This is a genomic window from Acidianus infernus (genome assembly GCF_009729545.1).
In the GTDB taxonomy this organism is placed as follows: Archaea; Thermoproteota; Thermoprotei_A; order Sulfolobales; family Sulfolobaceae; genus Acidianus; species Acidianus infernus.
Map to the genome: position 1 here is coordinate 2,011,572 of NZ_WFIY01000004.1, position 23,689 is coordinate 2,035,260.

A 23,689-nucleotide genomic window follows, 5' to 3' on the forward strand; every position below is an offset into this window, starting at 1 on the left:
GTCTTCACTATTCATTTTTCTTTATCTCTTCCAAAGCTCTTAAAGCCTCCTTAACGTGATTTACTGGATTAAATTGTGACTTGTAAACGTGCATAATTATGCCATTTTTATCGATTACAAAAGTAACTCTGCCAGGCAATATGAAACCTTTCGCTCCATATAATTCTCTTATTTTCCCGTCCGGATCGCTAATTAAAATGAAAGGAAGATTGTATTTTTCCTTAAATCTTTTGTGGGATTCTACGTTATCTGAACTGACTCCTATAACTACGACGTCGTAATCCTTGAGCAAGTCCCAGTTATCTCTAAATGCGCACGCTTCTCTAGTGCACCCCGGCGTATCGTCCTTGGGATAAAAATAAAGCACTATGTTATGTTTTCCTATAAAATCTGACAATGCTATCTTATCTCCGTTGTCGTTTATAGCTTCAAATAAAGGTGCCTTATCCCCTATTTTTACCATAAATAGATGTATCTTTCTAAGTTAAAAAAGGTTAACATAATAACTAGATTTACAATTGCTCCTTTAATGCTTCCTTTAGCTCCTCTAATACTTTCATATCATCTAAAGTTGAGATATCGCCAGGGTTTTCATTATTAATTATTGCCCTTAATAGCCTCCTCATAATTTTACCGCTCTTAGTTTTAGGTAGCCTCTTAACAAATATTATTTTATCAACGAGATACCCTGCATTCCTACAATAATTTTTAATATCATTTCTTAACCCCTCTTCTACCATAACTCCTTGCTTCGGAACAACAAGAGCTATTATATTATTTCCATGTCCAATTACTGCAGCTTCTGCAACTTGAGGATGAGAGACTATTACGCTCTCAACTTCTAAAGTTCCTATTCTTTCTTCTGCGGATCTTATCACATCGTCTGCCCTACCCAATACGTACAAATAGCCTTCTTCATCAACATAACCGTAATCTCCAGTGTAAAAATACCCTGGAAACCTCGACCAATATTGCTTTAAAAGTTTCTCATAATTATGGTCGTTCCACATCTTAGCCTCAGCAGGATTTAATGGCTTTAAAACAATGTAACCCTTTTGCCTAGGAGGTAATTGCTTACCTTCATCATCTACTACAAGGAAGTATGAACCAGGAAATTGTATCCCTGCAGAACCAGGCTTATAAGGAATTTCTCCCAAGCCATAAGGAGTTGCGGCAATGGGATATAAATGCTCGGTCATCCAATAGGCATCAGCTATCTTAACGTGAGGCAAATTCTCGCTTAACCAACTCCATGCCCCGGCGTTAAGCGGTTCACCGGTATTGAGTATTTCCCTTAAACTCGACGTATCTCCGGATTTCACGGATTCGTCTCCCAGACTCTTTAGAGTATAGAGCGTTGTAGTAGAGCTCCAGACTAAACTAACGTTGAACTTTTCAATTATTTTAGAAAATAAATCTCTCTTATGAGCAATGTATCCCTCAAATAATACTCCAGTCAGTCCCATTACTGGGATTACGTATAAATTTGCCATAGGCCATACTGGCCAACCTAATTCTGAAATAGTCCACCAGGTATCGTTCTCTGTTGGATTAAATATTGCTTTGAAAGCCCAATTTAAAGCTATGATATAACCCCCGTTAGTGTGATATAACCCCTTAGGCCTTCCAGTAGTTCCAGATGTATAATAAATCGTAGCAGGCTCATTTGCCTCAACTCCCGTTGGCTTCACATAAACTTTGCCTTTAGGTTTAATATCTTCATAAATTATGTCCCTATTGCCTATAACATTAAAGTCTGAAAAGCCTCTCGAGACTACTAGGACTTTCTGTATCGGTGTAGTATGGGACTTTAACACATTATCTACAAAATCCTTAATCCTAATTTCGTTGCCGTTCCTAAAAGCCTTTGATGATGTAATTAAAATCTTGGAACCGCAGTCGTTAAATCTATAGGAAAGCGTTTCTTCACTTAATCCTACGTAATGAATAGCCAAAACTGCACCTAGTCTATGAACTGCTAAAGAGAAGTACACTGCCTCCGGTATACTTGGCATCAAAATAGACACTACGTCATTCTTCTTAACTCCTAGTTGATTTAAAACGTATGATGCTTTATTTACTTCTTGATACAAATCGTAATACGAAATTTCTTTTTCATGATCCAAATTCTCATTAACCCAATAGAAGGCCACTTTATTCCTTAACTTTGGTAAATGCCTATCTACTGCGTTATAAGAAATATTTGTAATTCCTCCAGGGAACCATTTATCTTTAGGAGGGTCTCCTTCAAGAATCTTCTCTGGAGCCTTAAACCAAGTTATGTAATTTGCTTTATCTCTCCAAAAATTACTGGGATCCTCTATTGCAACTCTTGCCATGGATCTGATTTGATGTAATGAATAAATTTTCCAAACCATCAATAAACTTTTATTATTTAACTTATTTATATACTTTAGTTTTCATTAATAGGTGATTTTAAAAACATACGAAATTAAGTTAACATATGAGTGAAAGTAGTCTTATCATTCAATCACTAAGGGAATTCTTAAGGAGAGAAGTGGAGAGTGTTTCAGCAAAAATCGATAAGGAAGATTTCTATCCTAGAGAGATAGTTAAAAAATTGGGAGAATTAGGTTTCTTAATTCCTTTATATAGTAATTTATCGCACTATGATATGGTAAAAACACTAGAAGAAATTGCTAAAGTTAGCGGTTCTTTAGCCTTAATTGCCGATGCCCAAGGGGAATTAGCCGGAGAAATGATAAGACTTTACGGTAACGATTTGCAGAGAAAGAGTTTCCTGGAGCCCATGAGTAAAGGGGAAATTATAGCCAGTCTTGCCTTATCTGAACCTTCTGGCGGAAGCGACATAGGATCTATGAAAACGTATGCAGAAAAGAAAGGTTCGTGGATTGTGAGCGGGCGTAAAATGTGGATTACCCAAGGAATTTATGCGGATATATTCATAACTGTAGCAAGGACGGGAAACTCTAGAAAAGACTTGTCAGTTTTCATAATACCAAGAGGTAAATGTATAGAGACAAGTAAGATTGAAGTAATGGGGAATAGAGGTACCGGCACTGCTGAAGTCATATTTCACGAATGCGAGGTTCCAGAAGATTACGTTATAGGTGAGGTAAACAACGGTTGGGAAATGATTAATTCAGTTCTAGAAGTAGGTAGGTTAGCAATATCCGGTATTGCAATAGGTTTAGCAGAAAGAGCGTTAGAAGAAGCTTTTCAGTGGGCTAATTCTAGAGAGGCTTTTGGAAATAAGCTATATAATTTTCAGGGAATAAGGTGGTATTTTGCTGATTCAATTGCTAAAATTAACTCTTTGAAAGCTTTAGCTAAGGAAGTTAGCAGAAAATTTGATGAGAACTCAAATGATAAAGGAGTTTACGTTTCAATGTTAAAGCTATTATCTGCAGAAATTGCACAGGAGATTGTTGATACATCTCTCCAAATATTAGGAGGATTAGGCTATGCTAAAGGTTCTTCCGTAGAAAGAATTTACAGAGACGTGAGAGTAATGAGGATAGGCGAGGGAAGCGATGAAATACAAAGACACATTATATCAAAATATTCTGAAAAATACGGCATTCCTATATTAGATTAAATTTTATAAATATTATGTTTATTATAAGAACAATAATATATCAAAAGTCAGAAAACTTTAATAAATTAGGAAAGTTAAGATAAGTAGGGGATTATTTTTGAATCAAATAGCAATAATAGGCGTAGGGTGGTACGGATTCAAGCCTTCAACTCCAGAGGTCTCGTTTAGGGAAATGGTTTTTGAAGCTTCCACTAGGGCTTACCAAGACGCAGGAAATATAAATCCAAGAAACTACGTAGACTCATTTATTTCATGTCAGGAAGACTTCTGGGAAGGAATTTCAATTTCTGACGAGTTCGCGCCAGATCAATTAGGCGGAGCCTTAAGACCTACAATGACAGTAGCAGGAGATTCCCTACAAGGACTAGCACATGCATTTATGCACATAAATTCCGGCATTGCAGATATAGTAGCAATAGAGGCCCACTCAAAGGCCAGCGATATACTAACGTATAGTGAAATAGTCAAATTATCTATGGATCCAATATATGTGAGATCCATAAATCCACAAAATTTCCACTTTATTGCAGGGTTAGATGCTGTAAAGTTCATGGAAAGGAAGAAAATATCAAGAGAAGATCTCGCAATGGTCGTAGAGAAAAATAAAAGCTCTGGTCTTTCATCTCCCAGAGCTTCTTACGCCAGTAAAATATCAGCTCAAGACGTGCTTAGCAAGGAATTCATAGTATATCCATTGAGTGAACTTGACATAGCTCCGTTAGTTGACGGTGCAATAGTAATTGTTGTCTCTACAGAGGAAATTGCAAGAAAATTGAAAAAAGATGACTATGTAGTGGTCAAGGGCATAAGTTATGCTACAGATTCTTCAAACTTAGAAACTTCAGAACTCGGCAAGGCAAATTATATGAGGATCGCCTCTGATTTAGCATATAAAATGGCCAACGTAACTTCGCCTAGAAAGTATTTTGACGCAGTTTTCGTAGATGATAGGTATAGTTATAAGGAATTGCAACACCTAGAAGGCTTAAGGATATCTGACGATCCTTCAAAGGATTTAAATGAAGGAAATTTCTCGCCTCAAGGAGAAATTCCGGTAAATCCTTTAGGAGGTCACTTAGCTAAGGGAGTACCACTCGAGGCTTCAGGGTTTTCCCTACTCTTAGATGCAATAGATTATATCAAACAAGGAAAAATAGAAAAGGCATTAGTTGGATCTTGGAGAGGCATTCCCACATTCAGTGGCTCTGTGGTGGTGGTGGAAAAGCCATGAAGGTAAATCTGTATTTAAATAAAAGGGTTGCAATAATTGGAGCAGGGTTAACGCTATTTAGAAGGAGGTTACTGGAAACTCCCCAAGAAATAGCTTGGGAAGCGGCTAGTAAAGCTTTAGAAGAGGCGGGCTTAGAATTAAAGGACATAGATTGTGTAGTAATAGGCAGTGCCCCAGACGCGTTCGACGGCGTTCACTTAAAAGGCGAATATTTATCTCACGGTTCCGGAGGAATAAGGAAGCCGGTCAGTAGAGTATATGTTGGAGGGGCTACTGGAGTTATGACTGCAATAGCTGGCTGGTATCATGTTGCTAGCGGGCTTTGCCAGAAAGTTCTTGCTGTAGCTGAAGAGAAGATGAGTCCTGCAAGACCTCATCCTCAATCCGTGTTTAAGTACATATGGGATCCGATATTGGAGAAGCCGCTTAATCCAAATTTGATCTGGATTTTTGCCATGGAAATGCATAGGTATATGTCCAAATATGGAATAAAGAAGGAAGAAATAGCTTTAGTCTCAGTCAAAAATAAGAGAAATGCACTAAATAACCCATATGCGCAGCTTGGAGCTAATATAACAGTTGATGACGTTTTAAATAGCGAAGTCCTAGTATGGCCTGTACAACTCCTAGACGTTAGTCCGGTAAGTGATGGAGGTGCAGCAATAGTTTTGGCCTCAGAGGACGTTGCAAGAAGGTATACAGATACGCCAGTATGGGTTGAAGGAGTAGGATGGACTTTGGATAATACAGAATGGCCTGCAAGGGACTTATCTTACGCAAGGTACGTTGAGTTTGCAGCCAGAATGGCGTATAAGATTGCAGGCATAGAAAGACCTAATAAGGAGATAGACGTTGTAGAGCCTTACGATCCCTTTGATTATAAAGAATTGCACCACTTAGAGGCATTACAATTGGCTAAAAGGGGAGAGGCGCCTACACTATTAAAGGAAGGAGTGTTCGACATTGATGGAGATATCCCCAGTAGCCCTAGTGGAGGCTTACTAGGAGTAGGCAATCCGATAGCTGCCGCAGGACTTATGAAGGTTATTAGCATATATTGGCAATTAAAGGGTACTGCAGGAAAGATGCAAGTCAAAAGACCAGTCCATACTGGACTAGCTCAAGCCTGGGGAGATTTAATGCAAGCCGGAACGGTTATAGTTTTACGTAACTAAAAAGGGTGGAAAAATGGTCACACCTCTAAAGGAAAATGAGTTAAAAGAACATGTAATAATCTCGTATAAGCCTAATGCGAAATACGCATATACTGCAGGACAAGCTCAAAGCAAATATTTAATGGGATTTAAGGAAGGAAAAATATACGGAAGAAAATGCAATAAATGTGGTAAAATCTACGTTCCGCCAAGAATGTATTGCGATGAATGCTTTAGACCCACTGACGAATGGATTGAGGTTAAGGACGAAGGTATCGTAATGACTGCAGTTGCAAGTTTTATAAGTTGGACTAGGGAAAGGTTGAAGGAACCCGAAATAGTAGGCGTTATAAGGTTATTGCCATCGAACGATAGAGATTTTGTATACCCCGGAATATTCCACAGAATATGCACCACTTATGAGGAAGTGAAGAACATGAACATAATAGGTAAAAAAGTTAAGGCGATCTGGAGATCCAAAGAAGAAAGGAAAGGCAGTATAGAAGACATACAATGCTTTAAGGTGATCTGAGTGTCTTGGGATAAGAGTATAAAAGAAAGCGTAAAATGGTACGATAATATGGAGGTTGAAAAATACGAGTATACAGTAGGACCGGCAGGAGAGGAGTTCTTTAAAGGGCTAAAACAAGGTAAAATAATAGGCTGTAAATGCTCAAAATGCGGTAAGATTTACATCCCTGCAAGAGCATATTGTGAAAATTGTTTTGCTAAGATCGATAATTACGTAGAAATAAAGAAGGAAGAAGCTTACGTTGATTCTTACACTATAATTTATAAAGACGATGAAGGTCGTCAATTAGATAAACCTATTTATATTGCAATGATAAGGTTTCCAAATACTGTCGGAGGATTATTATGCTATGCTGAAGGAAACGTTAGAGTTGGAGGTAAAGCTAAGATAACAAGTTTCGATTGGCCGTTAAGGGTAATAGTTGAATAATCCAAAAAGTACCTCAATGAGGATTCCCCCATTTCCTCCAATCTCCAAATTTTTTATCATACTCTGGACATCCCCTTCTATAGTTAATCCCCCCCATCCAATCCACGTTTACGAAAGTATTAAAAAATAACTTCTCCCTAATGTTAGGTTCTTTCACAAAATTTCGTAATTCATTAACTGCAGAAATCATCTTTTCTTTACTCTCAAAATATAATATTATTACACCTCTTGAAACTAAACTAACTGGAAATGGAAAGTAACCGTACTTGGCAACATAACCCTTCTTCTTTATCTCGTCTATGAAGACCTCTACTGGAACGTTAAGTGATGATATTGGTATTCCTACCTTATAACAACGTAAAGAGTTCTCGTGCTGTAAACCTTTCTCATAAGCAAGCCAACAATCTCTACATTTATCCCATCCATTTATATGCTTCCACATAAGTGGCATTAAACTTCAGAAAATAAAAACAATAATTAATTCTCATTTGTTATTTCCTTCTGAAGCCTTATATTCATATCTGGACAAATAGACATGAGTTTTAATTAACTATAAAAATATTAAATTTTTATTGAAAATTTACTAAGTTTTAAATTGAAGTCATGTTTAGAAAGTTTAATTATATTAGGCTGAGAAATCTAAACTATGGAAGATAGACATATTCCTCCAATAATTTTATCCTTCCCTCTAAGAAGGTTTTTCGAAAATCCTTACAAAATTTTAACACCGTTTGTAAGAAGAGGCATGACTGTAGTAGACCATGGTTGTGGTCCAGGATTTTATACAATTCCTTTATCATATTTAGTAGGAAAGGAAGGAATTGTTTATGCCGTGGACTCCAGTGCAAAATCGATAAAAGTTTTGGAAAGTAAGTTAAAAAAGAAGGGTATAAATAACGTTAAAACTTTCGTATCTAGAAACCTAAATTTCATTCCTTCAGCATCAATAGACTTTTTACTTTCTAAAGACGTTCTATGTTGTACTGTACTTCACAAGGAATTGGCAAGAGAAATAGAGAGAGTTCTTAAGCCTGGAGGAAAGGCATTAGTTACAATAAGGATAGGGAAAAGATCAGATCCTAGGTCCCTTTCTGCAGAGGAATTCTTTTCCCTATTTACTAACATAGAGAGGAAAGGTCTCTCCAGGTTTCACGCTTGGGTTATATTAAGTGGTGAGAAAAAATGACGAAAGTAATATACAAAAATGAAGGACTCCTATCTTGGATAATCTTCAATAGGGAGGAGAAACTTAATGCCTTAGATATGGAAAGTTGGGCGGAACTTAGGGATTCTCTAAGAAAAGCTGATGAAGATCCATCGACGGCAATAATTATAACTGGCAAAGGTAGGGCATTCTCTGCTGGAGATGATATATATGCAATGGAAGGACTATCTAATGCAGATGAAGCAGAAAAATTCTTTAATACCTTGTACTCAGCTATTAAGGCACTAATAGAGGTTAAAAAACCGGTAATAGCTTTAGTAAATGGTTTAGCTTACGGCGGAGGTTGCGAAATACTCTTACTTTCTGACATTGTTATATCATCGGAAGACGCAGTTTTCTCCATCTCTGAAGGAAAACTTGGACTTATCCCCCCGATGGCTTGCGCTATAGGATATAAAGCCTTGGGCAGAAGGATTACAAGGCTTCTATTAACAGCTGAAGCAATAACGGCGAAAGAGGCTAAGGAAATAGGACTTGTGGATTACGTCGTCCCTAAGGAAAAAATTATGGAAGAACTTGATAAAGTAGTTAAAATGATCTCTCAACTGGACTTGAATTCCATAAGATCAATGAAAGCTTGGACAAGAGCAGACTTAAAGATGATAGAAAAAGCTGTTAAGGAATTATCACTACTTTGTTTAACTTCTCCAGCTAAGGATAGGATGAGGGAATTCGTTTCTAAACATACGTCCTAAAGTTTTATAAATAAAGTTATTTTTGCTAGTTGCAAAGATTATTATATGATAAAAAAGTTTACTGTAATAGGAGCAGGAACCATGGGACATGGAATAGCTGAACTGGCAGCTATCGCAGGTTATGACGTTTGGGTTAACGACATTAGCGACGAAATCTTACTTAACGCAAGAAATAAAATAGCTTGGAGTTTATCTAAACTTAAAAAGCAAGAGGCATTAGAACGTATTCATTTTACTACAAACCAAGAGGAAGCGTTAAAGGACACGGACTTCATGGTGGAGGCAGTAATAGAAGATATAAAAGTAAAGTCGCAAGTTTTTAACAAGGCCTCTAAGCTGGTTTCAGAGACTGCAGTACTTGCATCAAACACTAGTAGTATTCCAATTTCCGAAATAGCAAAGGCCGTAGATAGGCAGGAGAGAGTAATAGGAATGCATTTCTTCAATCCCCCTGTCTTAATGCCCTTGGTTGAAATTATCAGAGGAGAAAAGACGTCAGAAGAAACAGTAAGAATTGCTTTAGATGTTGCAAAGAATATGGGAAAGGAGACGATACTTATCAATAAGGATATCCCTGGCTTTTTAGTTACAAGAATAATGTTTAGGGTTAACGAAGTTGGATGTTGGTTACTTGACAATAAAATGGCTGAAGTAAAAGATATAGATTATACAGCAATTCAGGTCTTACAATTTCCCATGGGAGTGTTCTTACTCCAAGATTACGTAGGACTTGACGTAAGTTACCTTATTCAGAAAGCGTTAATAGAAAGAGGTTTTGAGGTATATTATTGCAAATCTTTTGAACAAAAATATAATTCAAAAGAATTCGGAATGAAATCAGGTAAAGGATTTTATACATATAAAGGTAAAATTATAGAACCTACACTAGAGAACGCAAAATTAGTCGACCCTGCACTTCTAGTTTCCTCAGCAATAAACGAATCGTATAGATTAATTAGACTTCGAATAGTATCAAAGGAAGACGTAGGTAAAGGTTGCAAATTAGGATTAAATTGGCCAAAAACTCCCGAAGAATACTTAAAAGAATTTGGATTAAGCACGATCATAAGAAACTTAAAAATGCTTTACGAATCCACTGGTTTACCCCATTTCATCCCAGATGAAGAATTAACGAGGTCTTACTCATGATGAACCCTAAAAAAGTTATTAGAGAGACAGAAAAATACCTTGCTACAACAACTAGAGATCCAGAAACTTATCCAATAATACTCGACAGAGGAGAAGGAGTTTGGTTATATGACATTGAAGGAAATAAATACCTAGACTTTACTTCGGGAATTGGAGTTAATAATTTGGGTTGGCCGTCTCACCCTGAAGTAATAAAAACTGCAATAGCCCAAATGGCAAAGTTAGCCCATGCTGCAGGTAATGATTTTTATAACTTACCGCAACTTGAATTGGCAAGAAAATTAGCAATATGCTCTCCAGGGAATTTTGAAAAGAAAGTATTCTTCTCTAATAGCGGTACTGAAGCAGTTGAAGCTTCGATAAAATTAGTAAAAAGGAGAGAAAGAAAATATTTAATATCCTTCATTGGAGCTTTCCATGGTAGAACTTTTGGTTCCGTCTCACTTACAGCAAGTAAGCCAATACAAAAAGCAGAAGTAGGGCCATTCTTACCAGTAATATATGTGCCTTACCCTAATCCGTTTAAGAATCCGTGGCATATTAATGGTTATGAGGATCCTAACTCATTAATAGACAGAGTAATAGAATATATCGAGGATTACATTTTTGCCCACGTAGTCCCACCAGAAGAGATAGGAGGCATATTCTTCGAGCCTATACAAGGAGAAGGAGGTTACGTAGTCCCACCAAGAGGTTTCTTTCAAGCATTGCAAAGGTTAGCAAGAAAATACGGAATATATTTGATAGACGATGAAGTACAAATGGGAATGGGAAGAACAGGAAAACTTTTCGCAATAGAGAACTTTAACGCGGAACCAGATGTAATAACCTTAGCGAAGGCTTTAGGTGGCGGACTGGTTCCAATAGGTGCTACCATATTTAGGGCAGAGTTGGACTTTAAACCTGGAATGCATAGTAATACCTTTGGAGGTAATGCCTTAGCATGTGCAATAGGCTCAAAGGTCATAGAAATTACTAAGGATTTATTACCGCATGTAAATGAAGTAGGGAAAATATTTAGAGATGAGCTATCTACGATGGACGTAGATGACGTAAGAGGAATGGGTTTAGCTTGGGGAATAGAATTCGGTAGAATATACAATAGAAAAATAAGGGATACGGTAATTCAGGAGGCAGCTAGAAGAGGACTACTACTATTGCCTGCAGGAGAAGGAGCAATCAGAATAATTCCTCCCTTAATAATAAGTGGCGAGGAAGCAAAGAAAGGCTTAGCAATATTAAAGAAAGTTATTAGTGATGCCACAAAATTGACTTAGTTATGATGAGTCAAATTTTTAGTTATTTATTTTTCTTCTGTTATCTATGGTAAATATTTTAGTTCTCTTCTACGGCTACGGGAGTATTGTAGATTTGGCAAAAGAAATAGCAAAAGGAGCTGAAGAAGAAGGTGCAGAAACAAGGATAAGGAAAGTTAGAGAAACGCTGTACCCAGAATTAATACAACAATTTCATATCCCAGTTGATAACACTAAGGATATTCCAGAAGTTACATTGGATGATTTAAAATGGGCAGATGGAATAGCAATAGGTTCTCCAACTAGATACGGAAACATGGCAGGTGGAATGAAGACTTTCTTAGATTCAACCGCACCTCTATGGAGAAATGGAGACTTATATGGCAAGCCTGTAACGTTCTTCACCGAGGCATCAACAGTTCACGGAGGCCACGAAACTACGATCCTTACCATGAGCACATATGCATATCACTTTGGTATGATAATAGTGACTTTAGGTTACGGAATTCCAGAAATTTCAAAATCAACAACTGGAGGAAGTCCTTACGGGGCATCACATCTAGGCTCAAAAAAGGAGTTAGATGAAGACGAAATAAAGATAGCAAGATTTCAAGGTAAAAGGTTAGCACAAGTAGCTAAAAAGCTATTAAGTTAAGTTTATTTTATAACTTAAGAAAAATTTTTATTTTTTGGTGCAAAGCATTACTTATGAAGAAATTAACTTGCGCATGTGGAGGACTATTAGCTCTAGCAGTGTATTTAGTAGTATCAGATTTTAGTTTGCCAATACCTTACTTTAAGTACTCGCCAGACGTACCGATTTATCTAGGAATATTACTAGGTATAATATCCATGTTACTTCTAGCATCCTCCAACGCCGAGGAAGAAATTTAATAAAGAGGACATTAATTTATCATTATGGAACTAGCTGAATTATTAGCTGAATACTCAACTTCAATATCTTATGAAGATCTAGGCGAAGAAGAAATACATGAAGCCAAAAGGAGAATAATAGACTCTTTAGGGGTAGCAAAAGCATCAATAAACTCTAAACCCGCGGAAATAATAAGAAGACTGGATATAAAAGGAAATTACCCAATGATAGGTTACAAGAAAGGATCTCCAGATTACGCTTCATTTTATAATACTTTCTTAATAAGATATCTAGATTTTAACGATACATACTTGTCAAAGGAACCATTACATCCTAGCGATATCATTGGAGGAATACTAACATTGGGAGAGAAAGGGAGAGATATAATACTATCAATCGTAATAGGTTATGAAGTCGGGACAAGGTTATGTGACTCCGCATCACTAAGATTAAGGGGTTTCGATCACGTAAACTTTACACAAATAGCAAGTGCAGTAGCATTAAGTAAACTGCTTAACCTTAACAAAGAACAAACAATTAACGCAATTTCCATGACTGTAATCCCCCATGTAGCATTGAGGCAAAGTAGAGTAGGAAAATTATCGATGTGGAAGGCAGGAGCTACAGCTGAAGCAATAAGAAATTCAGTTTTCGCAGTCTTATTAGCAAAGGAAGGTTTTACCGGACCGGAAAAGCCATTCTCTGGAGAAAAAGGATTTAAATTAATAGCCGAGTTAGATTATTCGCCATTTGAAAGGATGGGAACTAGGAAAATACTCCAGACGAGTATTAAAAAATATCCTGTCGAATATCATGCACAAGCCTTAGTAGAGGCAATACTTAATCTGAAGTATGAAGGTGAAATTAAGAAAATAATTGTAGAAACTTACGAGGCAGGTAAGAGCATTTTAGCAGATGAAGAAAAGTGGAATCCCGAAACCAAAGAAACTGCAGATCACAGTATACCTTTCATAACTGCTACAACGCTAATGCTAAGAAAAATGTGGCTCGAAAATTACTCGTTAATAGGAGACGAGAAGGTTAAAGAGTTAATGAAGAAAGTTGAGGTAGTCGAAAACCCAGAATACACAAAGGTTTATCCTAGGGAATTGCCTACAAAAATTACCATAATAACTGATAAAGGAAAGTTCGAGAACGAGGTTAGGTCCCCGAGAGGTTACTATAATAATCCCATGTCAGATGAAGAGGTGGAGGAAAAGGCGTTGAAACTTGGACTAACAAGGGAAGTAATAAATAAAATTTGGAATTTAGAAAATGAAAATGAGGTAGACAAAATTGTCGGAAGTATTTAGAAAGGAAAAATTCCTTATAATTCCAGGGGTTTTTAATCCATTTACAGCATTACTTGCAGAAAAAGTAGGTTTTAGGGCTATATATTTATCTGGAGGAGCGCTAACTTCGTCTTTAGGTCTGCCTGATATAGGTATAATCAGCCTTGAGGAACTCGCCAACGAAGTTAGGAAAATTAGAGAAGTAACCCAAATACCAATGATAGTTGATGCAGACACGGGCTTCGGAGAAGCAATAAACGTCTATAGGACGGTAAGAGTATTGGAAAAAGCTGGAGCTAACGCTATACAAATAGAAGATCAAAAAATGCCTAAAAAATGCGGTCATTTAGACGGAAAGGAAGTAGTTGAAAGGAGTGTAATGGTGTCAAAAATAAAGGCAGCTCTGGAGGCTAGGAAAGACGCATTAATAATAGCTAGAGTAGATTCAAACGACGTCTTCGGTTTAGAAGATGCAATAGAAAGAGCTAAAGAATACGTAGAAGCAGGAGCCGACATAATATTTCCAGAGGCTTTACATTCAAAGGAGGAGTTCGCAAAATTTGCCAAAGAAGTTAAGGCACCACTTTTAGCTAACATGACTGAGTTCGGAAAGACTCCTCTAATAACCGCCAAAGAGTTTGAAGAATTAGGCTATAAATACGTTATCTTTCCAGTAACAATCTTTAGAGTAGCTGCAAAGGCGATGAAGGAGGCACTAGAAGTTCTACTAAATGAAGGCACTCAAAAGTCTTTAATAGATAAGATGATGACGAGAAAAGAGCAATACGAGATAATTAATTATGATTTCTATGATAAATTAGACAAAAAATTAGCGAAACTTTTATAATTATAAATAATAACTATTATTTTGACGAAGTGGCAGTATGATCCAAATAAGTAGGGGACTGGAGAATGTAATAATAAAGGAAACTTCATTAACCTACATAGACGGAGAAAAAGGAGTACTTAGGTATAGAGGGTATAATATAGAAGACCTTGCAGAAAATTGTGAATACGAAGAAGTAGTTCATCTAATGTTATTCGGAGAACTGCCAAACGCTAAGCAATTACAAGAAGTAAAGGAGAAAATTAACCAAAGTTACGAAGTACCTCTCGAAGTTCTTGAAGCAATGCAAAAGCTACCAAGAGATGCAGACCCAATAAGCCTAATGGAGACGGCTTTTAGTATAATGAGCATTTGGGGTAAAAGAATAAATAGACTAACAGCACTTGATATAATTGCCAAGGCTTCAACCATAGTCTCTAACGTATATAGGATAAAGGAAGGGTTAAAAACAAAAATTCCAGAACCATCTGAAAGTTATGCAAAGAGCTTTCTAGAGGCAACTTTCTTCAAAAAGCCTTCAGCGGACGAGGTAAAGGCAATGAACACTGCACTAATACTTTATACAGACCACGAAGTACCTGCATCAACTACTGCAGCACTAGTTTCTGCATCAACTTTAACAGATATTTATTCCTGCATAACCTCTGCACTTTCCGCACTAAAAGGTCCTTTACACGGAGGAGCAGCTGAAGAGGCTTTCAAGCAGTTTGTGGAAATAGGTAGTCCGGATAACGTGGAAAAATGGTTTGAGGAGAACATTATAAAAAGTAAAAAGAGACTAATGGGTTTTGGGCATAGAGTTTACAAGACTTACGATCCTAGGGCAAAAATATTCAAAAAGATGGCTTATTCACTAGCTAAGGAGGAGAGTAAAAAATACTTACAAATAGCGGAAAAGCTTGAGGAACTAGGAGTAAGATATTTCTCACAAAAGAAAATATATCCGAATACAGACTTCTACTCTGGGATTGTCTTCTATTCACTAGGTTTTCCGATTTACATGTTTACCTCACTTTTCGCTTTGTCCAGAATACTGGGTTGGTTAGCTCACGTAATAGAATACTTAGAAAATCAACCTGCAATAATCTGGCCCAGGGCTTTATACGTCGGACCAGAAAAAAGAGATTTTATACCTTTATCACAGAGAGGATAAAGGAGTCAGCCTTCTAGCTGATTTCAAAGATTAGGAATAATGCTAAGTACTGAGTTCTGACCTCCTCTCCGCCTTGAAAGGGCGAGGTTTGTCGTTTTTCTATCAGATAAACTAATGGATATAAACCTTGCCATGTCATTATCAACCATACTATTATATCTTTACCCTCTGCGTTTGGATTAACATTTTACCTAATACTGTATTTTTACTCTCTTCTAGTAATTATACCTCAATTGTAATAATTAGTTATAAAATTACAGATTAGTTAAATTTAAAGTAATCATGTGAGTATTTACGCTTTGCAATCTGAATCATTATAATTAAGGTCATAAAATATATTATTTTACTAAATATTTCTATTCTACAACTTTTTGATAATTAAATTACACACATCGTGTCTTTCAATTTATAAATACTGGTGCTTAATGACTTCAAGAAAAAGACTTTCTATAGTATCAGAAAATATAAAATAAAGACTCAAAAGACCTATGAAGGTCGTTACTTATATGTTTTCTTATTCTTCTATGTGCTTAATTTCTCGATCATCGGACAATGAGAAAGTTGATTGGTTAATATGCACATGGCTAAGAACTAATGCTTTTATTTGACTCTCTAGAAGTCCTCGGCGTTTTTCATCTTCCCACTAAAAGAGCAACGTCGTTAGAAAGATTCAATTGGGTTACCCACCAACCCTCCATAGAGTTTTTAAAAGAAAAAGCCTCGCCCAGGATTTATCTGCAAAATCAGGATGAGCTAAAGTTTATGCAAAGGTTTATTTTATACTAATCAAATTATATATTATGGACGAACTGGAAAGGAAAATAATAGATGCACTAGAGAAACAAGACATGAATTCCTTATCGGGATTAGTTAAAAGCTTATCAATGATGGCAAACTTTGACGGCATAGTAATTTATTACGTTACTTTTGATAACAGAGACGGTAAAATAGTAGTCCCCAAGGAAAGTGAAGATTATAATAGGCTTATTAACGCTGTGGCTCCAACTTCAATGACTTCAAGTATAGAAAAAATGCTGAGAGCTATGATGGGAATTGAAGAAGAACCCGAGAAAGAAACGCAGTATGAGGTTCCAGAGGAAGAGGACTTCGAAATCATACCAAAAGGAGATGAATTATTCGTCGTAGGCAGAGTTGAAGAAGAGCCTGAGGTTAGGATTGAGAGCGGAGTCCTAGATGTAGGAAAGAAAGCAATAACTTTACCTCCTGGGAATTGGAAAATTGTTGAGAAAAAGTTTAAGAACGGAATTCTAACTGTTCACCTACAGAAAGGCTAGCGAGTCGTAAAAATGTTTGTATATTTAGAATTACCCATGCATACATAATTTTCTTGTAATAAACTACTCTTCTCTTTTTTATATAGTATTCTATAATATACCTTAAAAGCTATCTCGTCTCAACTAATTTAATAGAAAGTTTTAATTATCACTTTTTAACCTTTCTTTTTCTCTCATTCAATTCGAAGACGTTATTGAAAGTAATTATTATCTCAAAGATAGTATCAATAAATAGTAAAATATTGAGAGAAATTTGAGAATTGGAATAGCCGCAAATGTGCCTAGGTCGAACTCGTAAACACAGGACTTGATGCGATATACCGAGTATATATGTAGCTAATATTATTTATCAGCCGACTTCCTCCCAGCACTGAGGGGTTCTCTCCTCATAGTTTCCACTATCGGTGGCCAGAGAATAACTCTAATGGAGCACTTTCATCCGGAAGAGCCTCCATTAGCGACGCTAAAAGGAACTGCTTTCTATAAGGGGCTATCCGTCCCCTAGGCTTTCAACCCTTCATTAATAAAGATTACTTCAAAAAGCCACACATACCATCTCGAAGAGAAAGATGCACGACTTCATTAAAATCACATAAATTTACTTCCTGAAAAATATCAAATAAGCAGAATAGAAAGATAAAAATATATACTACCTTTCAATTCTTCCCTATTTCAACTGATATAAGGGAAATTCCGTATACTCCATACAGCCTACCTTTGTTTCTCAACTAATTAAGTAATATCTCGACATCATTTTTATATAAACTGAGCGTATATAAAAAATAAATTACTTGAACAATAAGATTATAATGGCAAACTCCAGCCTAGAGCAAAAGAAGTAACCGCGGCGAAAGTTAAGTACATTAGCCACACTCCAGTTATTAGATGGAAATAACCCTTTACTTTAGTCCATTGCCTAGATGCTAATAAACTTGCCGGGATATCTGAAATATAAACTAGTGCCAGTAAAGTAAATAAGATTCCTACTGGATTATCTTTTACCTCATAAAATACTAAAGCACCTATTATTGATATCCACAAGAAAGCTACGGCCATATAGCCGTCGACTCTAGCGTCGCCTCCATAATGTCTATTTAGTCCTAACGCAAACCAATGTACGCCATATGCAGTAAAAGCTACAGCGGCCATATATAATGCATTAGGAGGTGTAACATCATACATTGCTATATACGCCCATAATATTATTGCAGTAATAAATTGCATAAAACCGGGCATCCATATGCCCCATTGACCTAATGATTTATTTAATGATTCACTTGATTGGGGATAACCGCTTACTTCCACTCCGCCATAAACAAAATATCCCGTTCCTAGACCAAAAAATCCTATAGCCAACGGGAGTATTGGCAAATTCATTTCGATCTATATCTTTTTTACTCTATTTAAGTTATAAAGTTTTCTTTCCTATTATTAGCAAATTATTTTATAATTCATGTATTCAAATATCTCTATTTTTAAACTATATATACTACTATAAACTTTTATTATAGAACAATCTTAGTATAGATTTTTGTTAAAAAAAGAATTTTTGATTTAAAATGTTTAGTGAGTTAACTTTTTTAATAATAAATGAGATGAGGTATCTGTGACCGTAAAGATATCTATTGATAATAGGGAAACAACAGCAAATGAATGGGAAACCATATTATCAGTACTAAAGAGGAACGGAGTATACTTACCCCATATATGTTATAATGAGGGATTAACACCAATAGAGAGTTGTGACTCATGCTTAGTAGAGGTAAACGGAAGGCTAGTTAGGGCATGTTCGACAAAGGTCTCAGATGGAATGAACGTTTTAGTGAACAGTCCCAGAGCAGTAAACGCTAGAAAGACTGCAATTTCAAGAATATTAAAGTATCATAAACTATATTGCAGTATATGTGAAAATAACAATGGAGATTGCGTCTTACATGAGGCTGTAATAAAGCTGGGGATAAATTCACAGAAATATGTTGAAAAACCGTATTCCGTTGATGATACTGGACCCTTTTACATCTACGATCCGTCACAATGTATACTTTGTGGAAGATGTGTTGAGGCTTGCCAGGATTTCGCAGTAAATGAGGTAATATGGATTAATTGGGATTTAAATCCTCCTAGAGTAATCTGGGATAACGGAAATCTAATAGGGAATTCCTCATGTGTTAACTGCGGTACTTGTGTAACAGTATGTCCAGTAAACGCTTTAATGGAAAAATCGATGCTAGGAGAGGCTGGATATCTAACATGGATTAACAAAGATTTAAAGAAAAAGGCAATTGAGGCGATAGGAAGAGCTGAGGACAGCTTCAGTCTATTAATGACGTTTAGCGAAATTGAGGCAAAAGCCAGGGAAAGTCAGATAAAGAAGACTAAAACTGTTTGCGTATACTGCGGTGTGGGATGCTCCTTTGAGATATGGACTAAGGGAAGGAAAATACTAAAAGTTGAACCTAAACCAGAATCTCCAGCCAACGGAATTCTAACATGTGTCAAAGGGAAGTTCGGTTGGGATTTCGTTAATAGTCCAGATAGGATAACAAAACCTCTAATAAGGGAAGGAGACCGCTTTAGGGAAGCAAGCTGGGATGAAGCAATAGAATACATAGCTAGGAAGTTAAAGGAAGTTAAGGAAAAATATGGGCCAGATTCCATAGGATTCATAGCCTCAGATAAGATGAGTAACGAAGAGGCTTACTTATTGCAAAAGCTTGCTAGGGCGGTAATAGGTACAAACAACGTAGATAATTCTGCAAGATATTGTCAATCACCGGCCACTGTAGGTCTTTGGAGGACTGTGGGAATAGGAGCGGATTCTGGAACTATAAAGGACATTGCAGAATATTCTGACTTAATAATTATAGTAGGTCACAATACTACTGAAAGTCACCCCGTTGTAGGAAGTAAGATAAAGAGGGCTCAGAAAATTAGGGGGGCTAAGGTAGTTGTAATAGATGTAAGAAAGCATGAAATGGCTGAAAGGGCTAACTTGTTTATAAGACCTAAACCTGGCACGGATGCAGCAATATTGGCTGCCGTTGCTAAATATATTATAGATAAAGGGTGGGAAAATAGGGAGTTCATTGAGAAGAGAGTAAAGGGGTTTGAGGAATTCAAGGAATCCATAAAGGGATTCACATTAGATTATGTTGAAAGTATAAGCGGAGTTCCAAAGGAACAAATAATTAAATTAGCGGAAATGATACATGAAGCTAAAAACGTAGTAATATTATGGGGAATGGGAGTAACGCAACATTTAGGAGGTGCCGATACGTCAACCATAATATCTGACTTATTATTAATAACCGGAAACTACGGAAGGCCAGGGACTGGAGCATATCCTATGAGAGGTCATAATAACGTTCAAGGCGTTAGTGATTTCGGCTGTTTACCTAATTACTTACCTGGATATCAGAAGTTAGATGATGAAAATGTAATAAGGAAATTTGAAGATAGCTGGGGAGTTAAATTAAACAGAAAGCCGGGGTTGCAAATAACCCAAATGATTGAGGGAGTATTAGAGGGTAAAATTCACGCCTTATATATAGTTGGAGAGGATACTGTAATGGTAGACTGCGGAACCCCATTAACTAAACAAGCCTTAGAGAAAGTGGACTTCTTAATAGTTCAAGATATGTTCATGACTGAAACTGCCAAATTAGCTGATGTAATATTACCAGCAGCTGCTAGCCTAGAGAAAGACGGGACTTTCGTAAATACCGAGAGGAGGATTCAGAGATTCTATAAGGCTATGGAAGCATTAGGAGACTCTAAACCTGATTGGGAAATAATCCAAATGATCGCTAATGCATTAGGAGCAAATTGGAACTATAAACACCCATCAGAAATAATGGATGAGATAGCTAAATTATGTCCAATATTTGCTGGAGTTAGCTATTCGAGGTTAGAAGGATTTAATAGTTTATTATGGCCAGTAAATGAAGATGGTACTGACACTCCACTTTTATATGTTAATGCTTTCGCAACAGAAGACGGAAAGGCTATATTATATCCGTTAAGCTGGAAGCCTCCAGAGCTAAGAGATGAGGTTCACAGAGTAATTGTAAACACTGGAAGAGTATTAGAACACTTTCACGTAGGGAATATGACTAGAAGGGTTGAAGAATTGAGGAGAAAGGTTCCGGAAACTTTCGTTGAGGTATCAAAGGAATTAGCTGTAAAGTACTCCATAAAGAATGGGGATCTCGTGCTAGTTAAATCTAAATTTGGAGGAGAAATAAAGGCTAGAGCTATAGTTAGTGATAGGGTTAAAGGTGAGGAAATATTCATACCTCTATTCGCTTCAGATCCGTCTAAAGGCGTTAACAATCTTACTGGCTTAGAAATAGATAAAGCAAGCGGTACCCCTGGATATAAGGACACGCCAGTGGTAATAGAGAAAATAGAGGAAGGAAAGGGAGAAAGTCCATTACCTTTAGATAATTGGAGATTTCATATAAATGAGAGGAGAAGACAATTAGGAATAGAGGTGCAAAAGAAATGGATGAGAGAGGAATTCAGGCCATTGACGGATTAGTTGAACAAATAGTTGAAAGTAAGGATGCTTTAGAGCAATTCTTAAGGCTATTAAACGCATTGCAGAAGACTGGAATACTGCCACTGTTAGTTGGAATAGTAGAAAAACTGGATGAGAACTTAGCTTTCTTAGCAGAACAAAACGCTATGTTAATAAGGAACGTTAACATGATTTACAGCGTTCTAAGCGGTAAGGAAGAGATTAATAATGTTAGCTTAGGAGAGCTAATAATGGAACTAAAAGACCCTGACGTTAAGAGAGGATTATACTTAGTTTTAAAGATACTTAAGGCGATAGGTAGTGCAAATAAAGAGAGTAAGCCTTGAAAGAATAAGGGAAGAAGAGGAGATATCAGGAGAGGATTACGTTGCAGTAGAAGAACCGATGCACTTAGAGATATGTAAAGATAACTGCGAAACTTTTGCAATAATTATGAGAACTCCAGGGAACGATAAAGAACTATCCTTAGGATTTTTATACTCTGAAGGTGTAATAAATGGCATCGAAGATGTAGAAAAAGTGGTACAAAAAGATAAAAATACCGTAGAAGTCTGGGTAAATAGGCTTATGAAAGTTAAAACCAGAGAGCTAATAGTTAACTCCAGCTGTGGTGTTTGCGGAAGAGCGTTACTTTACACAATTTCAATACTAAAAAGTAACCTAAAAGTGTCTAAAAAATTAATATTTTCTTTACCTTCAATATTAAGAGAGAACCAAAACGCGTTCAACGTGACTGGAGGACTTCACGCTTCGGCACTTTTTGACGCATCGGGGAAGTTGCTGAAAATATATGAGGATGTAGGAAGGCACAACGCTGTAGATAAAATAGTAGGAAGCCTATTGATAGAAAAAGAAATACCCGCAGAAAAGTCAATATTGTTAGTAAGCGGAAGGTTAGGATACGAAATAGTAAGCAAGGGAATAAAGGCTGGAATTCCTATAATAGCGGGAATATCTGCACCCACAAGCTTAGCAGTAGAAATCGCTGAAGAGGCAGGAGTAACTCTCATTGGCTTTCTAAGGGGGGACAGTTTCAATATTTACTCACATAAGGAGAGATTAATATGACGAGATAAAAACGTAAAGCTCCTTATATAAGGGACTAGAAGGTCCGCTAAACATTAAATTTAGACAACAAAACCTCACAGACGCAAAATAAACTTTATTGAATTTTTAACAAAATTCTTCCATCCCTAGTAGGATCAAATAACGCCTTTAATGCATCCTTACCTTCCTCTAGACTGAAAGTTTTCCAAACCTTTACCTTACAGTCGTTACACGATTCCAGAATTTCCATTAATTCTATTCTTCTACCTCCAGTAGTACCAATAATCTTTACGTGTTTACCATATATCTGAGAAAGGTCTAATTTCACTTCAGATCCGGCAATTCCGCCAAAGAACACCAGCCTTCCGTTAACTCCTAAACTGCTCAAGCTTAAATCCCACACTGAAGAGCCTACAGAATTTATTACCACGCTAGCCATCTTACCTCCAGTCACTCTTGAAACGTCTTCTACTACTTTATCATAAGTGGTAACATAATCTGCTCCAAAATCCTTTAACCAAACCTTCTTACTTACAGCAATGACTCTAGCTCCCATTTTCTTCGCAAATTGTACAGCAAATTGGCCAGTATTCCCCGAAGCACCGAAAACTACTACTGTATCGTTAGAGTTAACTCCAGCCTCTTTCAAAGCGTGATATGCGGTAAGACCTGCAACAGGTAAACTCGAAGCTAATTCTTCGCTCATATTGTCTGGGACTTTAAATACGTTCTTTTCTGGGACTGTCAAGTATTCCGCATAACCACCATTAGTTATTACGCTCATTATACCTCCGTTTCTACACAACATTTCCATTGAGGACAAACACATGTCGCACGTACCATCAAAAAGCCTATTATAAACTATTACCCTATCTCCCGGCTTAAGGCTTTTAACGTGGTCTCCTACACTTTCAATTTCTCCATAAACTTCAGCACCAGGTATGTGAGGCATAGGTTTTACTGGAAGATAATTAACTACAAAATAATCTATGGGATTTACTCCTGCAAACTTAACTTTTATCCTAACGTCGTGAGCACCTACTTCAGGGTTAGGGAGTTCAACTAGTTTCAAGTTTTCAATTCCGCTTTTATCGAACTGTAAAGCTCTCATATTTTCTTCTTTCTTTTTGTTTATTATAAAAGTAACTCGATTTAGGTAAAGTTAGTTACTTTAACTACATTATTCAAGAATATGCGTACTGCCTAACGAAAACCCTTAGTCTAAATACCTTTTAACAATCTTTTAGTTCTCTCTTCTAGTGCCTCTTTTAAGATCTCATCAACGTCTTTAGATCCCAATTAGACCTTACTAACACATTAAAGATAGACAGAAAATCCAGATCAGAGTTGATAGTTTCTTTTAAGGATTATTCTAGTTGCGGCAGTATCT

23 protein-coding genes are annotated in these 23,689 nt (G+C 36.7%); 18 read left to right on the forward strand and 5 right to left on the reverse strand.

The genetic code is table 11. The annotated features are described in order from the left end of the window. Positions 1–7: 7 nt before the first annotated feature. Entirely contained in the window at positions 8–463 is a 456-nt protein-coding gene (locus tag D1867_RS11305) for a peroxiredoxin (protein WP_155864224.1), read from the reverse strand. Between the two features lie 49 nt (positions 464–512). Then, positions 513–2,378, reverse strand: coding sequence for an AMP-binding protein (locus D1867_RS11310; protein WP_155864225.1), 1,866 nt, complete (start codon positions 2,376–2,378; stop codon positions 513–515). 86 nt (positions 2,379–2,464) lie between these two features. Between D1867_RS11310 and D1867_RS11315 the strand changes: the two genes are divergently transcribed. From D1867_RS11315 to D1867_RS11335, 5 genes are all read left to right on the forward strand, one after another. Further along, positions 2,465–3,580 carry an acyl-CoA dehydrogenase family protein gene (locus tag D1867_RS11315; RefSeq protein ID WP_155864226.1) on the forward strand — a complete coding sequence of 372 codons (1,116 nt, stop codon included), beginning with the start codon at positions 2,465–2,467 and terminating at the stop codon, positions 3,578–3,580. Positions 3,581–3,677: 97 nt separating this feature from the next. Next, positions 3,678–4,811 (forward strand): thiolase domain-containing protein, encoded by a 1,134-nt coding sequence (locus tag D1867_RS11320; RefSeq protein WP_155864227.1) that lies wholly within the window; start codon positions 3,678–3,680, stop codon positions 4,809–4,811. After that, complete coding sequence (locus D1867_RS11325; RefSeq protein WP_155864228.1) at positions 4,808–5,986, forward strand: thiolase domain-containing protein; 1,179 nt, start codon at positions 4,808–4,810, stop codon at positions 5,984–5,986. Before D1867_RS11320 ends, D1867_RS11325 begins: the two co-directional genes overlap by 4 nt. A gap of 13 nt (positions 5,987–5,999) precedes the next feature. After that, a complete protein-coding gene (locus D1867_RS11330; protein ID WP_155864229.1) occupies positions 6,000–6,497 on the forward strand; it encodes a Zn-ribbon domain-containing OB-fold protein in 498 nt (165 codons plus the stop codon). Continuing rightward, positions 6,498–6,926 (forward strand): Zn-ribbon domain-containing OB-fold protein, encoded by a 429-nt coding sequence (locus D1867_RS11335; protein ID WP_338078053.1) that lies wholly within the window; start codon positions 6,498–6,500, stop codon positions 6,924–6,926. A 13-nt stretch (positions 6,927–6,939) separates the two neighbouring features. Here D1867_RS11335 and D1867_RS11340 read toward each other — a convergent pair whose 3' ends face one another. Further along, positions 6,940–7,368, reverse strand: coding sequence for a hypothetical protein (locus D1867_RS11340; protein WP_240872256.1), 429 nt, complete (start codon positions 7,366–7,368; stop codon positions 6,940–6,942). 204 nt (positions 7,369–7,572) lie between these two features. Between D1867_RS11340 and D1867_RS11345 the strand changes: the two genes are divergently transcribed. From D1867_RS11345 to D1867_RS11390, 10 genes are all read left to right on the forward strand, one after another. Further along, complete coding sequence (locus D1867_RS11345; RefSeq protein WP_155864231.1) at positions 7,573–8,112, forward strand: class I SAM-dependent methyltransferase; 540 nt, start codon at positions 7,573–7,575, stop codon at positions 8,110–8,112. After that, positions 8,109–8,846, forward strand: coding sequence for an enoyl-CoA hydratase/isomerase family protein (locus D1867_RS11350; protein WP_155864232.1), 738 nt, complete (start codon positions 8,109–8,111; stop codon positions 8,844–8,846). The genes D1867_RS11345 and D1867_RS11350 overlap by 4 nt, the downstream gene beginning before the upstream one ends. A gap of 45 nt (positions 8,847–8,891) precedes the next feature. Next, entirely contained in the window at positions 8,892–9,995 is a 1,104-nt protein-coding gene (locus D1867_RS11355) for a 3-hydroxyacyl-CoA dehydrogenase family protein (protein ID WP_155864233.1), read from the forward strand. Then, entirely contained in the window at positions 9,992–11,272 is a 1,281-nt protein-coding gene (locus tag D1867_RS11360) for an acetyl ornithine aminotransferase family protein (protein ID WP_240872259.1), read from the forward strand. Before D1867_RS11355 ends, D1867_RS11360 begins: the two co-directional genes overlap by 4 nt. Positions 11,273–11,318: 46 nt before the next feature. After that, positions 11,319–11,906: an NAD(P)H:quinone oxidoreductase gene (wrbA, locus tag D1867_RS11365; protein ID WP_155864234.1), complete on the forward strand. Its 588-nt coding sequence runs from the start codon at positions 11,319–11,321 to the stop codon at positions 11,904–11,906. A 53-nt stretch (positions 11,907–11,959) separates the two neighbouring features. Further along, a complete protein-coding gene (locus D1867_RS11370) occupies positions 11,960–12,145 on the forward strand; it encodes a hypothetical protein (RefSeq protein ID WP_155864235.1) in 186 nt (61 codons plus the stop codon). A gap of 24 nt (positions 12,146–12,169) precedes the next feature. After that, positions 12,170–13,438 carry an MmgE/PrpD family protein gene (locus D1867_RS11375; protein ID WP_155864236.1) on the forward strand — a complete coding sequence of 423 codons (1,269 nt, stop codon included), beginning with the start codon at positions 12,170–12,172 and terminating at the stop codon, positions 13,436–13,438. After that, positions 13,422–14,264, forward strand: a complete 843-nt coding sequence (gene prpB / locus D1867_RS11380; protein WP_155864237.1) for a methylisocitrate lyase — start codon at positions 13,422–13,424, stop codon at positions 14,262–14,264. Before D1867_RS11375 ends, prpB begins: the two co-directional genes overlap by 17 nt. A gap of 37 nt (positions 14,265–14,301) precedes the next feature. Continuing rightward, positions 14,302–15,417: a citrate synthase gene (gltA, locus tag D1867_RS11385; protein WP_155864238.1), complete on the forward strand. Its 1,116-nt coding sequence runs from the start codon at positions 14,302–14,304 to the stop codon at positions 15,415–15,417. Between the two features lie 800 nt (positions 15,418–16,217). After that, positions 16,218–16,712, forward strand: a complete 495-nt coding sequence (locus tag D1867_RS11390; RefSeq protein ID WP_155864239.1) for a hypothetical protein — start codon at positions 16,218–16,220, stop codon at positions 16,710–16,712. An 804-nt stretch (positions 16,713–17,516) separates the two neighbouring features. Here the strand turns inward: D1867_RS11390 and D1867_RS11395 are convergent. Further along, on the reverse strand, positions 17,517–18,089 hold the full coding sequence (locus tag D1867_RS11395; RefSeq protein WP_013776510.1) for a hypothetical protein: 573 nt from the start codon (positions 18,087–18,089) through the stop codon (positions 17,517–17,519). A 229-nt stretch (positions 18,090–18,318) separates the two neighbouring features. Here D1867_RS11395 and fdhF point away from each other — a divergent pair, with 229 nt between their 5' ends. The 3 genes from fdhF to fdhD are packed head-to-tail and all read left to right on the forward strand — an operon-like array spanning position 18,319 to position 22,320. After that, positions 18,319–21,252, forward strand: coding sequence for a formate dehydrogenase subunit alpha (fdhF, locus tag D1867_RS11400; RefSeq protein WP_338078054.1), 2,934 nt, complete (start codon positions 18,319–18,321; stop codon positions 21,250–21,252). Beyond that, a complete protein-coding gene (locus D1867_RS11405) occupies positions 21,216–21,578 on the forward strand; it encodes a helical membrane plugin domain-containing protein (RefSeq protein WP_013776508.1) in 363 nt (120 codons plus the stop codon). Before fdhF ends, D1867_RS11405 begins: the two co-directional genes overlap by 37 nt. Then, positions 21,553–22,320: a formate dehydrogenase accessory sulfurtransferase FdhD gene (gene fdhD, locus D1867_RS11410; RefSeq protein ID WP_013776507.1), complete on the forward strand. Its 768-nt coding sequence runs from the start codon at positions 21,553–21,555 to the stop codon at positions 22,318–22,320. Before D1867_RS11405 ends, fdhD begins: the two co-directional genes overlap by 26 nt. 94 nt (positions 22,321–22,414) lie before the next feature. Here the strand turns inward: fdhD and D1867_RS11415 are convergent, their stop codons facing one another. After that, positions 22,415–23,410, reverse strand: a complete 996-nt coding sequence (locus D1867_RS11415) for an alcohol dehydrogenase catalytic domain-containing protein (protein WP_155864240.1) — start codon at positions 23,408–23,410, stop codon at positions 22,415–22,417. Between the last annotated feature and the right edge of the window lie 279 nt (positions 23,411–23,689).